This window comes from Mesorhizobium sp. MC2-1-1 (assembly GCF_057597255.1).
The window spans coordinates 1,974,458-1,987,428 of the sequence record NZ_CP195205.1 but is presented as its reverse complement, the minus strand read 5'-3'; the positions used below and the strand labels follow the sequence as shown (position 1 = coordinate 1,987,428).

The window sequence follows — 12,971 nt, the reverse complement described above, 5'->3', positions numbered from 1 at the left end:
CGGCCTTTTCTTTGCTGGCCATGTCCGCTAAGGCGGACGTCAACAGGACCGTTGGGCATCAGCGCCATGAACATGCTGCCGGACACCAAGTCACTCGACGTCAAGTCCGTCGAACAGATCGGCGAAGAAGCCGAGGGCGGCTTCCATCCGCTGTTCCGCGATGTGCCGTCCTCGGTCGAGTTCAACAAGCTGCGCAAAAGGCTGCTCAGACTGACGCGCCAGGCGATCGAGGACTTCGCCATGGTGAAGCCGGGCCAGCGCTGGCTGGTGGCATTGTCAGGCGGCAAAGATTCCTACGGCCTGCTTGCGCTTTTGCTCGACCTCAAATGGCGCGGCCTGCTGCCGGTCGAACTGCTTGCCTGCAACCTCGACCAGGGCCAACCGAATTTTCCCAAACACATCCTGCCAGACTATCTCAATGCGAACGGCATTCAGCACCGCATCGAGTATCAGGACACCTATTCCGTGGTGACCGACAAGTTGCCCGAGGGCAGCACCTATTGCTCGCTCTGCTCGCGGCTGCGGCGCGGCCATCTCTACCGCATCGCGCGGGAGGAGGGGTGTTCCGCGCTGGTGCTCGGCCACCACCGCGAGGACATCCTGGAAACTTTCTTCATGAACCTGTTCCACGGCGGGCGCCTTGCCGCCATGCCGCCAAAGCTCCTCAATGACGAGGGCGACGTCATGGTGCTGCGGCCGCTCGCCTATAGCGCCGAGGCAGATCTCGAAAAATTTGCCAACGCGATGCAATTCCCGATCATTCCCTGCGATCTTTGCGGCAGCCAGGAAGGGCTGCAGCGTAACGCCATGAAGGCGATGCTCGACGACATCGAGAAGCGCATGCCGGGCCGCAAGGACACGATGATCCGCGCCATGACCAATGTGCGGCCCTCGCATCTGCTGGACAGGAAACTGTTCGACTTCGCGGGACTCGACGAAAACCCAGGACAAGATGTTACCGATGAGATTTGACGATCAGGCGATCGACTGGCTGGCCGAGCTTCTTGCCGAAGCGGCCAGGGCCGAAATCATGCCGCGCTTCCGCCGGCTGGGCGAGGGCGACGTGCGCCAGAAGACGTCCGCCGCCGACCTCGTGACCGAGGCGGACGTCAACGCCGAAAGGCTGATCACCGCCAGGCTGCGCGAACGCTATCCCGACGCCATGGTGGTTGGCGAGGAAGCTTGCTCGGACAACCCGGCGCTGCTTGGCGGCCTCGGCGACGCCGAACTCGCCTTCGTCATCGATCCGGTCGACGGCACCTTCAACTTCGCTTCCGGCGTGCCGCTGTTCGGGGTCATGGCCGGCGTCGTCGTCAACGGCGAGACGGTCGCGGGCATCATCCATGATCCGGTCGGCAAGGACTGGCTGATCGGCGCCAGGGGTGCCGGCAGTCATATCCACCACGCAGATGGCGCGCGGGAGAGGGTTGGCGTCGCGGAACCGGTGCCTTTGTCGCAGATGACGGGCGCGGTTTCCTGGCAGTTTCTCAATGAGCCCGAGCGCTCGCGGCTCGCTCGCAACCAGACCAAGACGCTGTCGCAGTTCGCCTATCGCTGCGCAGCGCATGAATACCGGCTGCTGGCCAGCGGGCATGCGCATTTCGTCGTCTACAACAAGCTGATGCCGTGGGATCACCTGGCCGGCGCTCTTATCCATCAGGAGGCCGGCGGCCACGTCGCGCGGATCGATGGCAGCGCCTATCTGCCGTCGCATGTCGATGGGGGCCTGCTGGTCGCGCCGGACAAGGCAAGTTGGGACGAGTTGCGCCGCGAGCTCTGGGCTGAGTAGGGCCAATACCCGTGCCGGCGGCCGACAGGGTTGCCGGCCTACGTTATTCAGTGCAGATCGGTGACGTGCCCCGAAACGGGGGGATTGTGGGGCTGGAACATCCTGCCCCGCTCCGCAATCAGGATCATCAGCAAGGCCGCGACCGAGACGCTGCAGAAGCCGGCCGCGAGAGGCGTAACCGTGCCGTTGAAGGCCTGTCCGATAGCCGCGCCGATAAGTGCGCCGAGGAAGGTCTGCATGAAGCCCAGGATGGATGCCGCCGTGCCGGCAAGTTCGCCGAGCGGCTCCATGGCCAGAGCGTTGAAATTCGCGCCCAGTCCGCCGAACGGCAGCATAGCGCCGGCAAAGAAGGTCACGAAGAGCCAGAGTGGCATCTGCATTTCCAATGAGACCACCAGCCAGGTAAGGCTGATGCACAGGAAGATGAGCAGCGCGCCTTGCGAGAGGCGGCGCATGCCTATCTGTCCGACCAGACGCGAATTGAGATAGTTGGAGAAGGCAAGCACGCCCGCCACGCCGGCAAAGATCACCGGGAACAATTCGCCGACATGGAACACATCGATGTAGATCTGCTGTGCCGAGCTGATGAAGCCGAACATGGCAGCGAAGATGAACGTGCTGGCAAAGGCGTAGCAAAGCGTGAGCCGATTGGTGAGCACGATGCGGAAGCCGCCGAGCACGGATGCTACCGTGAGCTGACGGCGATATTCAGGATGCAGCGTCTCCGGCAAGCGCAGCAGAGCCCAGGTCGAAACGATCAACGCCCCAATGGCCATGGTCACGAAGATCCAGTGCCAACTGGCGAACAGCATGACGAATTGGCCGATGCCGGGAGCGATGACCGGGATGGCCATGAACACCATGAAGATCAGCGACATCACCTCGGCCATACGTCGGCCTTCGAACGTGTCGCGCACGATCGAGACGGCGATGACGCGGGTCGCCGCGGCGCCGATGCCCTGGATGAAGCGCCAGGTCAGCAAAAGGGCGAAACTGGGCGCTATGGCGGCGGCGGCGGCGGCCACGACATAGACGACAAGGCCAAAGACGAGCGGCGCGCGGCGTCCAAAGCGATCCGAAATGGGACCGAACAAGAGCTGTCCGCCGCCGAAGCCGAGCATATAGGCCGTGATGACATACTGGCGGTGGTTCTCGCTCTCCACGCCAAGCGAGGCGCCGATCTGCTGGAGGGCCGGCAGCATGATGTCGATGGCCAGGGAGTTGAGCGCCATGAGCGCCGCGCATAGCGCGATGAATTCCCAGCGCGGAATGGGCAAGCTGCCTGCCCGTTGCGACGCTTCTACCTGCTTGTCCACGGCAAAGTCCGATCTTTCAAACGAACAAGCGCCGGCTTGCCGGCGCGCTGGTTCGTCTCATCCCCGATAGTTCGGGTTCACGATTGCCGAGGTGGGGGCGGCCCCGGGCGAGGCTTACCGGTCGGAGGGTTGGCCTCCGCGCGCCGGCGAGCAAAACCGATAAATCAGGCCGCGCCTTTGACGCTGACGCCCTTCTCGACCAGGAAGTCCTGCAACTCGCCGGCCTGGAACATCTCGCGCACGATGTCGCAACCGCCGACGAATTCGCCCTTCACATAGAGCTGCGGGATGGTCGGCCAGTTGGAATATTCCTTGATGCCCTGGCGCAGTTCGGCCGAGTCGAGGACGTTCACGCCTTTGTAGTCGGCCCCGATGTAATCGAGGATCTGCACCACCTGGCCGGAGAACCCGCATTGCGGGAAGCCGGGCGTGCCCTTCATGAAGAGCACCACGTCGTTGCTCTTCACTTCATTGTCGATGTAGTCGTTGATGCCGGTCATGGAGAATCCTTTCATGCCTGTGGGAGTCAGGCTCGAAACATGTCCTTCAAATAAACCCATAGGTTGGCTGAAACAAGACGTTAGCCGCGACACCAGGCCAATGGCGCAAGGGATATCGCGATTTTGGGCTAAGCCGCTGCGGGCGGCATGCGGAACGCGCGAGCGCGCGGCGCCTCTTAATCGGGAACGCTGGTCTGCAGCGCCAGCGCATGCAACACGCCGCCCATATTGCCCTTCAGCGCGTCATAGACCATCTGATGCTGCTGCACGCGGCTCTTGCCCCGGAAACTCTCCGCGACAACCTCGGCTGCGTAGTGGTCGCCGTCGCCGGCCAGATCGCGGATCGTCACCTTGGCGTCCGGAATGCCTTCCTTGATCAGTTTTTCTATATCGTGGGCATCCATTGCCATGGCAAAATCCTGTTTCAAGCGGGCAGGCGGTGTTCGTGACTCGGGGCGAGCCTAAAGCCTTTCCGGTCCGGATAGAAGCCGTCCCGTCGGCGACGGAAGCCTACTGGTCATCCTGCCTGGAATGAACCACGCCGTCTTCCGTAATGTCATCGCGCGTTGAATAGGCGCGGCCGACGCTGAAGACCAGAACATAGAGCGGAATGTTGATCACCAGGCCTGCGACGGGGAGGTAGCTCGTCATCCGCCAGGCCGGCGAGAAGAAGGCCTGGCCGTAGCCGTCGCAGGCCAGGGACGAGCCATAGTCCCAAACCGCCCCGATCGCTGCCGCAGCGACGAAGAGCTTGATGCAGGTGGCGACCTGCCTTGCCCGCGCAGGCTCCGGAGAAAGCCTGTTCCAGAGCACCAGGCAGACGATCGGAACCGCATAGATCAGGTTCTGAACGACGAGCATCGGCAGCGTGTCGTTGGCCGCGGCAAGGAATTGCGCGCGGGTTTCCAGCAACGGACATACCTCGCTCGAGGTCGTCGCCAAAAGGAACAGGACGAACGGTCCGAGAAACCAGAAGAAGAACAGGCACGGCCAGAAGGCGACTGCAATCAGCGCCCTGGCGGTTAGATCATGTCGCATAAAAAAGGATTTATGCGGCATGATTTAAGTCTTTTGTCGTAAGCATGTCTTTTTCCCGAAACCGCTGCACACTTTCGGGAGACATGCCTCTGGTCAACTGGCCTGATCCATGAAGCGCGGGAACCAGCCCTCATGGGCGGCCTTCAGCTCGCTGACCGGGATCGACCGTGCCTCGCCGAGCTTCAAGTCACGTCCGCCGGTGGTGCCGATCCAGGGCGCGAAGATGCCGAGCTTGCCTTGGTCCTCGCGGATCCTGTCCCATTCGCCGCTTTGCGGGTCGATCGACAGCGTCAGAAGGTAGCGGCCCTGATCCTCGCCGAACCAGACCGGGATCGGGTCGGTGCCGGTAAGCCCCGGAATGGTGGCGCCGATGCCGGAGGCCATCGCCATTTCGGCGAGCGCTACCGCTAGGCCGCCGTCGGAGACATCGTGGGCGGCGGTGACGATGCCGGAGGCGATCAGCGAGCGCACGTGGTCGCCGACGCGCTTCTCATGCGCGAGGTCGACGGGCGGCGGCGGCCCGTCGGTGCGGCCGTGGATGTCGCGCATATAGACGGACTGGCCGAGATGGCTGCCCCAGCTCGGCGGCGCGCCGACCAGCACGATCATCTGGCCTTCGGCGGCAAAGCCGATGCGCGCCATCTTCGACCAGTCGGCGATGAGACCGACGCCGCCGATGGTCGGCGTCGGCAGGATGCCACGGCCGTTGGTTTCGTTGTAGAGCGAGACATTGCCGGAGACGATCGGGAAACCGAGCGCGCGGCAAGCATCACCGATGCCCTTAACGGCGCCGACAAACTGGCCCATGATCTCCGGCCGCTCCGGATTGCCGAAATTGAGATTGTCGGTGGCGGCGAGCGGCAAGGCGCCGGTGGCGGTGAGGTTGCGCCAGCATTCGGCCACGGCCTGCTTGCCGCCTTCGTAAGGGTCGGCCTCGCAGTAGCGCGGCGTGACGTCCGAGGAGAAGGCCAACGCCTTGGTCGGATGACCTTCGACTCGCACGACGCCGGCGTCGCCGCCCGGAAGCTGCAGCGAATTGCCCTGGATCAGCGTGTCGTACTGCTCCCACACCCAGCGGCGCGAGGATAGGTCTGGCCCGCCGAGCATTTTCAACAATGCATCGACGACGTCGGCCTTCGGCGCATCGTTCGCGGCAAGTGGCGCCGGCTTCTTCGTCTCGACCCAGGGGCGGTCATATTCCGGCGCCTGGTCGCCCAGTTCCTTGATCGGCAGGTTGGCGACCTCGTCACCCTGGTGGATAACACGGAAACGCAGATCGTTGGTGGTCTTGCCGACAATGGCGAAGTCGAGCCCCCATTTGCGGAAGATGGCCTCGGCTTCCTTTTCCTTCTCGGGGCGCAGCACCATCAGCATGCGCTCCTGGCTTTCCGACAGCATCATCTCATAGGCACTCATGCGCTCCTCGCGCACCGGCACCTTGTCGAGGTCGAGCTCGATGCCGAGATCGCCCTTGGCGCCCATCTCGACCGCCGAACAGGTCAGGCCGGCCGCACCCATGTCCTGGATGGCGATGACCGCGCCCGACGCCATCAGCTCGAGGCAAGCTTCCAACAGGCATTTCTCGGTGAAGGGATCGCCCACCTGCACGGTCGGGCGCTTTTCCTCGATCTTGTCGTCGAATTCGGCCGAGGCCATGGTGGCGCCGCCGACGCCATCGCGCCCGGTCTTGGCGCCGAGATAGACCACCGGCAAGCCAACGCCCTTGGCCTGCGACAGGAATATGGCGTTGGTCTTGGCAAGGCCTGCCGCAAAGGCGTTGACCAGGATGTTGCCGTTGTAGCGGGCGTCGAAATTGACCTCGCCGCCGACTGTCGGCACGCCGAAGGAATTGCCGTAGCCGCCGACGCCGGAGACGACGCCGGCAACGAGATGCCGGGTCTTGGGATGGTCCGGCGCGCCGAAGCGCAACGCGTTCATCGCGGCGATTGGCCTTGCCCCCATGGTGAAGACGTCGCGCAGAATGCCGCCGACGCCGGTCGCGGCGCCCTGATAGGGTTCGATATAGGAGGGGTGGTTGTGGCTCTCCATCTTGAAGACCACGCAGTCGCCATCGCCTATGTCGACCACGCCGGCATTCTCGCCGGGGCCCTGGATGACCCGCGGGCCGCTGGTCGGCAGTGTGCGAAGCCATTTCTTCGAGGATTTGTAGGAGCAGTGCTCGTTCCACATCGCCGAGAAGATGCCGAGCTCGGTGAAGCTTGGCTCGCGCCCGACAAGGTCGAGGATGCGCTGATATTCGTCGGGTTTCAGCCCGTGCGCGGCAACGAGTTCGGGAGTGATCGGCACGGAATTGGAAATGGTCATGAGCGGCGATTTTTGTCCGTGGGAGAGGGGATTTTGAGTCTCCTCTTATCGCAAGCTTTCGCGCGATACACCCCACCGGACGACGAAAAACGCCGGAAAACTGCTGCCGGCGCCCGGTAGGCCTAGAGCGCGCCGGGTGGTCAGGAAAAACTGTCGTAGCCGGCGCGGCCTTCGTCGAGCAGGCGGCGAATGACGGCGACGCCCCCGGCGACGTCCTTTCTCTGCCGGGGCTGCGACACGCCGAAGCGCACGCCGTGGAAGACCTGCTCCGAGCGACCGGCCTTGAACTCGTCCTCGTCGTCGAGGAGCACGCCTTGCGCCAGACAGGCGTTCTTGAACGTGCCGGACAGCCAAGGGTCAGGCAAGGTCAGCCAAATGAAGGGCACATTGTCCCTTGCCTTGAAGTCGAAACCCGCCAGAACCTCGCGCACGATGGCGAGGCGGGCCTGAACCTCGGCGATGCAGCGCGTGCGGATCTCAGCCGCCTGCCCCGACATCACCAGCCTCGTACCGACCTCGGCCAACAGGAAGGGCAGGCCGCCAGTCATCATCTTGTGGGCGATACGGATGCGATGGCGATAGCTCGGCGGACAAGAGAGCCAGCCGCCGCGAACGCCGGCCGCAACCGATTTCGACAGGCCGCCGGCGACGATCGTGCGCTCGGGCGCATATTCGGCCAGCAGCGGTGTCGGGTCGTCCGTGAGTTCGCCATAGAGATCGTCCTCGATCAGCACGACATTGTATTCGCGTGCGATCCGCGCGATCGCCTGCCGCCGTTCGGCCGAGAGGGTGACCAGTGTCGGGTTCTTGGCGGTCGGCATCAGGAACATCACCTTCGGATGTTTCTGCGCGCAGACCCGTTCGAAGTCGTCGGGGTCGATACCATCCCCGTCAGTCGCAACCAGCGCCGTGCGCCGCCCGATCAGCCCGGCGCTGCGCGCGATCTGCGAATAGGTGAGGTGCTCGAAAACCACGTAGTCGCCAGGCATGGTCAGCGCCGCGATCGCCGCCATGACCGCTGCGTGGGTGCCCAGCGTCGGCACGATGGAATCGGGCGAGGGGCGGAAGGCGTTGCGTCCCAGCCATCGGCTGCCTGCCTCGCACCAGCGCTCGGGGAAATCGCGCGTGTAACTCGAAATGTCGTGCGGGTGCTCCTGCGCCGTACGCGCCAGCAGGTCGGCGATCACGGCGCCCTGGCCGACATCGGGCGCGGCGGTGCTGTCGAAGCGCAGCTTGCCGCCCGGCGCGTCGATGAAGCGGGTGCCTTGCAGGCCCGGTTCGACATCGGGCTTAGCGGGCTCGGCGCGCTGGCCGAGCACATAGGTGCCGCGCCCGACCTCGCCGCTGACCAAGCCGCGCTCGCGCAGCAGTTGATAGGCCCTGCCGATGGTGCCGACGGTCGTGCCGATGTCATAGGCGAGGTCGCGCTGCGGCGGCAGTTTCGCACCGGGGTCGATGACGCCCTTGTCGATATCTGACTCAATGCTGTCAGCAAGGCGCTGATAGAGCGGACCGGAACCGGAGGAGAGGTCAGGGAGCCAATTTGTCATGGTGACAATTTTCTATATTGCACCCCTTGATGAGTCAATCCATATCGGCCCTGCGATTGAAAAGGTACAATCGAGACAGGGTGCAGTGACAATGGACACAATCGAGACAATTGGTTACGCCGGTTCGGCGTTTCGCGAGCAGGCCGACCCTCAGAGCCGCCGCGGCTTCGTTGGTCGGGTGGTGCTTGTGCTTCATTCACTGGCCAGGCAGATCGACCATATGCTGGAGCGTCGGCGCGGCCGCCTTGCGCTGATGGAGATGACGGACGAGCAGCTTAAGGATATCGGCATCTCGCGCTGCGACGCCCATCGCGAGGGCATCCGGGCATTTTGGGAGTGACGGCTTATCTCCGGATCGTTTCAATCCGGGTTGCGGGTTTTCCCCGCAACCTGCCGATGCCGTGATCGACGAATACAGCAAGCGCGCTCAATCCGATGAACAGAGCGATGATGGCCAGCGCCGAAACAGCGACGCTGACCGCGCCATTCTTAGTAATGTCGAGGAACGGATAGGGCACTTCGCCCGCGAAGGACGCTCGGATTAGCGCGTAGGCGAGATAGATGAGCGGATAGATCATCCACCAGGAGATATCGCGCCAGCGCGTCGTGCCATCCGCACCGGCTACGAGCCACCACAGCACGAAGAGCAGCGGTGTCACGTAGTGGAGCAGGATGTCGCAAAGCAGGAACAGGCCTTGCGGCCGCCAAAGTCCTGCCAGCACGGTCGCATAGACGATAAAGACCAGCGTGATGGCGACCGCGACTCCAGCCCGCATTCGCTGTCCGGCGAAGGCCGGGAACCAGGCATAGCCGGTTGGCGAGATCAGCGCGGCATGAACCATCACCGCGGCGATATTGGTCAGGATGGTGAAAAAGCTGAAATAGAATACGATTGAGCCGAACAGGCCACGGCCTGCCGCCATCGACGCCGGAAGGGTGATAGCGAATTGCAGGACAAGAGCTATCAGTCCGATGACCAGTCCCGCGATCTGCAGGAACCGGCCCATGGCGGCCTCAGGCGGTAGCCGCGCAGGACGGATTGCCGGCCTGCCAGCGGGCGATGTCGGAGCTGATGCGCGCGCCGAGCGGCTCGTTCATCAGCGGCCCGAACACGTCGACGCGGCTGGAATTGCCCTGCGCTTGCACGACCAGCAACGGCTTGCCGCCATAATGCTTTGCAGGCACCAGCAGGAAGCGTGGCGTGCCGCTGTAGGAATTGAGCTCATTGGCCATCTGGTAGGCCTTGAAGGCCGGATCCTTGCTGGCGATCCAACATTTGTGCGCCGAGATGGCGACCTGCTCCATGGCAAGCAGCGATGCGCTTTTGCCCGACGGCACCGGCGTGATCTTCGGAGCCGACTGGCAGGACACCAGCGCAAGCCCGGCGGCGGCCAGGAGAGCAATGCGAGCAATCGTCGGTCCCATGGTCAGTCCGCCCCCGCGTTCCGGTCAGATGTCAAAGGATCAAGCCGCTATGTCGAGCGCGCCTTCGAACAGCGCCCGTCCGTCGTTGCCGCCATGCGCGGCCTCGATCAGATTCTCGGGATGCGGCATCAGGCCCAGCACGTTGCCCTTGTCGTTGATGATGCCGGCAATGTCGTTGATCGAGCCGTTGGGATTGGTGCCTTCGGCATAGCGGAACACCACCTGGCCTTCGCCTTCGAGCCGCGCCAGCGTTTCGGCATCGGCGAAATAATTGCCGTCATGGTGGGCCACGGGCGAGCGGATAATCTGCCCGGGCCGGTAGCGGCGCGTGAACATTGTGTTGGCGTTGACGATCTCCAGCTTCACCTGCCGGCAGACGAATTTCAGCGAGGCATTGCGCATCAGGGCGCCGGGAAGCAGCCCCGCCTCGACCAGGATCTGGAAGCCGTTGCAGACGCCGATGACGGCGACGCCCTTGGCGGCCTTTTCAGCCACCGCCCGCATCACCGGCATGCGCGCCGCGATCGCGCCGCAGCGCAGATAATCGCCGAAGGAGAAGCCGCCGGGGATGGCGATCAGGTCGACATCGGGGATTTTCGTGTCGGTCTGCCAGACGGTCGCCGGCGCCTGGCCGGAAATCTTGGTCAGCGCCGCGATCATGTCGCGGTCGCGGTTGAGGCCAGGCAGGAGGACGACGGCTGATTTCATGGCAGTTCCCGTTCGCTGATTTCACGCAGATACCGGGGCGGAACGCTATCGGTCAACCAGACGCCATTGTCGGAGACAAAGAAAATCAGCCCGTCCCCAGCCATGGCCGCCGAGTCGACCCGCAAGATAACATCTTTTCCCTTGCGGCGCCGCGCCACGATGCGGGCGGTGTCGATGTCCTTCGACAGATGCACATGCTGGCGCGACTGGCCGGTGAGGCCTTCGCGCAGGATGGCGGGAAGAAACTCTTCCTTTGTGCCGTGATAGAGCAAAGCCGGAGGCGCGCTCGGCGCCAGGCCGAGGTCGATGTCGACGCTGTGGCCCTGCACGGCGCGGATGCGGTCGCCTGCAATGGCAAACCGCCTCTTCGGGTTTTCCGCCACGACACGTGCGACATCGGCGGGCGAGGCGCCGAATTTCCGCTCGATCACCACACAGAGCGTATCGAGATCGGCCCAGCCATTCTCATCCAGGGCGAGCCCTGCTTCCTCCGGCGCATGCCGCAGCACAAGGCTCATGAATTTCGAGATCTGGATATCGTTCGGCATTGCGGTTGCTCGGCATGGGCCTGATGGAAGCCGTAGACCGCTTCAGCCGATGGCGACGCTGTAATTCTCAATCACCGTGTTCGCCAGAAGCTTGTCGCACATGGCCTTGAGGTCGGCTTCGGCCTTGGCCTTGTCGGTTCCGGTGAGCTCGATGTCGAACACCTTGCCCTGGCGCACCTGGCCGACGCCGTCGAAGCCAAGCCCGGAGAGCGCATGCTCTATCGCCTTGCCCTGCGGGTCGAGGACGCCGTTCTTGAGGGTGACGGTGATACGGGCTTTCATCGATACTCCTGGATGGATCGTCGCTTGGCAAAGGCCTGCCGTTGTCCGGCAGGCCCGTCGATATTCGATATCTAGTGCTTCAGGCCCTTGGGCGCCTCGGAAGAGGCAACGAGCACCGGCCCTGTCGGGCGCGGCGGCTCATTCTCGTTGATGATGCCGAGGCGGCGGGCGACTTCCTGATAGGCCTCGACCAGGCCGCCCATGTCGCGGCGAAAGCGGTCCTTGTCGAGCTTGTCGTGGGTGGCGACGTCCCACAGCCGGCACGAATCCGGCGAGATCTCGTCGGCGACGACGATACGCATCATATCGCCCTCGAACAGGCGGCCGCATTCGATCTTGAAGTCGACGAGCTGGATGCCGACGCCGAGGAACAGGCCGGACAGGAAGTCGTTGACACGAATGGCCAAAGCCATGATGTCGTCGATCTCCTGCGGGCTTGCCCAGCCGAAGGCGGTGATGTGCTCTTCCGACACCATGGGGTCGTCGAGCGCATCGGCCTTGTAATAGAATTCGATGATCGAGCGCGGCAGCATCGTGCCTTCCTCGATGCCGAGGCGCTTGGACAGCGAGCCGGCGGCGACATTGCGCACGACGATTTCGAGCGGGATGATCTCGACTTCCTTGATCAACTGCTCACGCATGTTGAGCCGGCGGATGAAATGGGTCGGGATGCCCATGCGGTTCAAGTGGTTGAAGATGTGCTCGGAAATGCGGTTGTTGAGCACGCCCTTGCCGTCGACCACTTCATGTTTCTTCTTGTTGAAGGCGGTGGCGTCGTCCTTGAAGAACTGGATCAACGTCCCCGGCTCAGGCCCTTCATAGAGGATCTTGGCCTTGCCTTCGTAAATGCGGCGGCGATTTTTCATCTGATTTTTTCTCTGGGTCTGCGGGCAGGCGGCAAGTGACCGGTTCCTGTCCGTCTGCCTAAATTAGTATGGCGAAGGCGGCGTTCAATGCCGGTGTTATCGCAATCGCCCTGTTTGCTCAATCGCCAAATCCGGCGAATCAACCGCTTTCGGGACTGAAATGCCGCAGCGCAGCATGCGACGAAGCATATTGACCGGGTCGCGGCCTTTTGATTTGTGCTTGCCTACCACACATATTCACCGCGAACGCGAATCGGATTGACCGGAGGGACGCCATGAGCAGCATGAAAGACCGCGAAGAGGGCTTTGAGCGCAAATTCGCCTTCGACGAGGAACTTCGCTTCAAGGCCTCGGCGCGGCGAAACAAGGCGCTCGGCCTCTGGGCCGCCGAGAAACTGGGCAAATTTGACGCCGAAGCCGAAGCCTATGCCAAGGAGGTGGTGGTCGCCGATATCGAGGAAGCGGGGGATCACGATGTATTCCGCAAGATTCGCAAGGATTTCGATGCCGCCGGTGTGGACCAGTCCGACCATCAGATCCGCCGCACCATGGACGAGTTGATGGCTGAGGCGATCGAGCAGATCAAGAACAGCTGAGGCCGGACCCTGGCTGGACCAATCGACC

The 12,971-nt window shown here is 63.0% G+C and carries 16 protein-coding genes; 4 read left to right on the top strand and 12 right to left on the bottom strand.

Annotated features, from left to right (window positions below; all coding sequences use genetic code 11):
• Positions 1 to 66: 66 nt before the first annotated feature.
• Positions 67 to 972, top strand: a complete 906-nt coding sequence (gene ttcA / locus ACR64R_RS10045; RefSeq protein WP_487361484.1) for a tRNA 2-thiocytidine(32) synthetase TtcA — start codon at positions 67 to 69, stop codon at positions 970 to 972.
• Positions 962 to 1,789 (top strand): inositol monophosphatase family protein, encoded by an 828-nt coding sequence (locus ACR64R_RS10040; protein WP_487361483.1) that lies wholly within the window; start codon positions 962 to 964, stop codon positions 1,787 to 1,789. Before ttcA ends, ACR64R_RS10040 begins: the two co-directional genes overlap by 11 nt.
• Before the next feature lie 47 nt (positions 1,790 to 1,836).
• On the opposite strand, the gene ACR64R_RS10035 is transcribed toward ACR64R_RS10040, so the two are convergent.
• From ACR64R_RS10035 to ACR64R_RS10010, 6 genes are all read right to left on the bottom strand, one after another.
• Positions 1,837 to 3,060 (bottom strand): multidrug effflux MFS transporter, encoded by a 1,224-nt coding sequence (locus ACR64R_RS10035; protein WP_487362408.1) that lies wholly within the window; start codon positions 3,058 to 3,060, stop codon positions 1,837 to 1,839.
• A gap of 209 nt (positions 3,061 to 3,269) precedes the next feature.
• Positions 3,270 to 3,605, bottom strand: a complete 336-nt coding sequence (gene grxD, locus ACR64R_RS10030; RefSeq protein WP_487361482.1) for a Grx4 family monothiol glutaredoxin — start codon at positions 3,603 to 3,605, stop codon at positions 3,270 to 3,272.
• A 176-nt stretch (positions 3,606 to 3,781) separates the two neighbouring features.
• On the bottom strand, positions 3,782 to 4,015 hold the full coding sequence (locus ACR64R_RS10025; protein WP_006206026.1) for a BolA/IbaG family iron-sulfur metabolism protein: 234 nt from the start codon (positions 4,013 to 4,015) through the stop codon (positions 3,782 to 3,784).
• Positions 4,016 to 4,115: 100 nt separating this feature from the next.
• Positions 4,116 to 4,643: a hypothetical protein gene (locus ACR64R_RS10020; protein ID WP_487361481.1), complete on the bottom strand. Its 528-nt coding sequence runs from the start codon at positions 4,641 to 4,643 to the stop codon at positions 4,116 to 4,118.
• A 93-nt stretch (positions 4,644 to 4,736) separates the two neighbouring features.
• A complete protein-coding gene (gene purL, locus ACR64R_RS10015; protein ID WP_487361480.1) occupies positions 4,737 to 6,968 on the bottom strand; it encodes a phosphoribosylformylglycinamidine synthase subunit PurL in 2,232 nt (743 codons plus the stop codon).
• Between the two features lie 140 nt (positions 6,969 to 7,108).
• Positions 7,109 to 8,518: an aminotransferase-like domain-containing protein gene (locus ACR64R_RS10010; RefSeq protein WP_487361479.1), complete on the bottom strand. Its 1,410-nt coding sequence runs from the start codon at positions 8,516 to 8,518 to the stop codon at positions 7,109 to 7,111.
• Here ACR64R_RS10010 and ACR64R_RS10005 point away from each other — a divergent pair.
• On the top strand, positions 8,517 to 8,858 hold the full coding sequence (locus ACR64R_RS10005) for a DUF1127 domain-containing protein (RefSeq protein WP_487361478.1): 342 nt from the start codon (positions 8,517 to 8,519) through the stop codon (positions 8,856 to 8,858). The genes ACR64R_RS10010 and ACR64R_RS10005 overlap by 2 nt on opposite strands.
• A gap of 4 nt (positions 8,859 to 8,862) precedes the next feature.
• Here the strand turns inward: ACR64R_RS10005 and ACR64R_RS10000 are convergent, their stop codons facing one another.
• The 6 genes from ACR64R_RS10000 to purC form a co-directional block, all read right to left on the bottom strand.
• Positions 8,863 to 9,525: a Pr6Pr family membrane protein gene (locus ACR64R_RS10000; protein ID WP_487361477.1), complete on the bottom strand. Its 663-nt coding sequence runs from the start codon at positions 9,523 to 9,525 to the stop codon at positions 8,863 to 8,865.
• A 7-nt stretch (positions 9,526 to 9,532) separates the two neighbouring features.
• Positions 9,533 to 9,943 carry a hypothetical protein gene (locus ACR64R_RS09995; protein WP_487361476.1) on the bottom strand — a complete coding sequence of 137 codons (411 nt, stop codon included), beginning with the start codon at positions 9,941 to 9,943 and terminating at the stop codon, positions 9,533 to 9,535.
• 39 nt (positions 9,944 to 9,982) lie between these two features.
• A complete protein-coding gene (gene purQ / locus ACR64R_RS09990) occupies positions 9,983 to 10,651 on the bottom strand; it encodes a phosphoribosylformylglycinamidine synthase subunit PurQ (protein WP_487361475.1) in 669 nt (222 codons plus the stop codon).
• Positions 10,648 to 11,199 carry an RNA 2'-phosphotransferase gene (locus ACR64R_RS09985; RefSeq protein WP_487361474.1) on the bottom strand — a complete coding sequence of 184 codons (552 nt, stop codon included), beginning with the start codon at positions 11,197 to 11,199 and terminating at the stop codon, positions 10,648 to 10,650. Before ACR64R_RS09985 ends, purQ begins: the two co-directional genes overlap by 4 nt.
• 42 nt (positions 11,200 to 11,241) lie before the next feature.
• Positions 11,242 to 11,481, bottom strand: a complete 240-nt coding sequence (gene purS / locus ACR64R_RS09980) for a phosphoribosylformylglycinamidine synthase subunit PurS (protein WP_487361473.1) — start codon at positions 11,479 to 11,481, stop codon at positions 11,242 to 11,244.
• Between the two features lie 71 nt (positions 11,482 to 11,552).
• Positions 11,553 to 12,347 (bottom strand): phosphoribosylaminoimidazolesuccinocarboxamide synthase, encoded by a 795-nt coding sequence (gene purC, locus ACR64R_RS09975; RefSeq protein ID WP_487361472.1) that lies wholly within the window; start codon positions 12,345 to 12,347, stop codon positions 11,553 to 11,555.
• Between the two features lie 275 nt (positions 12,348 to 12,622).
• Between purC and ACR64R_RS09970 the strand changes: the two genes are divergently transcribed.
• Positions 12,623 to 12,943 carry a DUF1476 domain-containing protein gene (locus ACR64R_RS09970; protein WP_487361471.1) on the top strand — a complete coding sequence of 107 codons (321 nt, stop codon included), beginning with the start codon at positions 12,623 to 12,625 and terminating at the stop codon, positions 12,941 to 12,943.
• Positions 12,944 to 12,971: the final 28 nt, after the last annotated feature.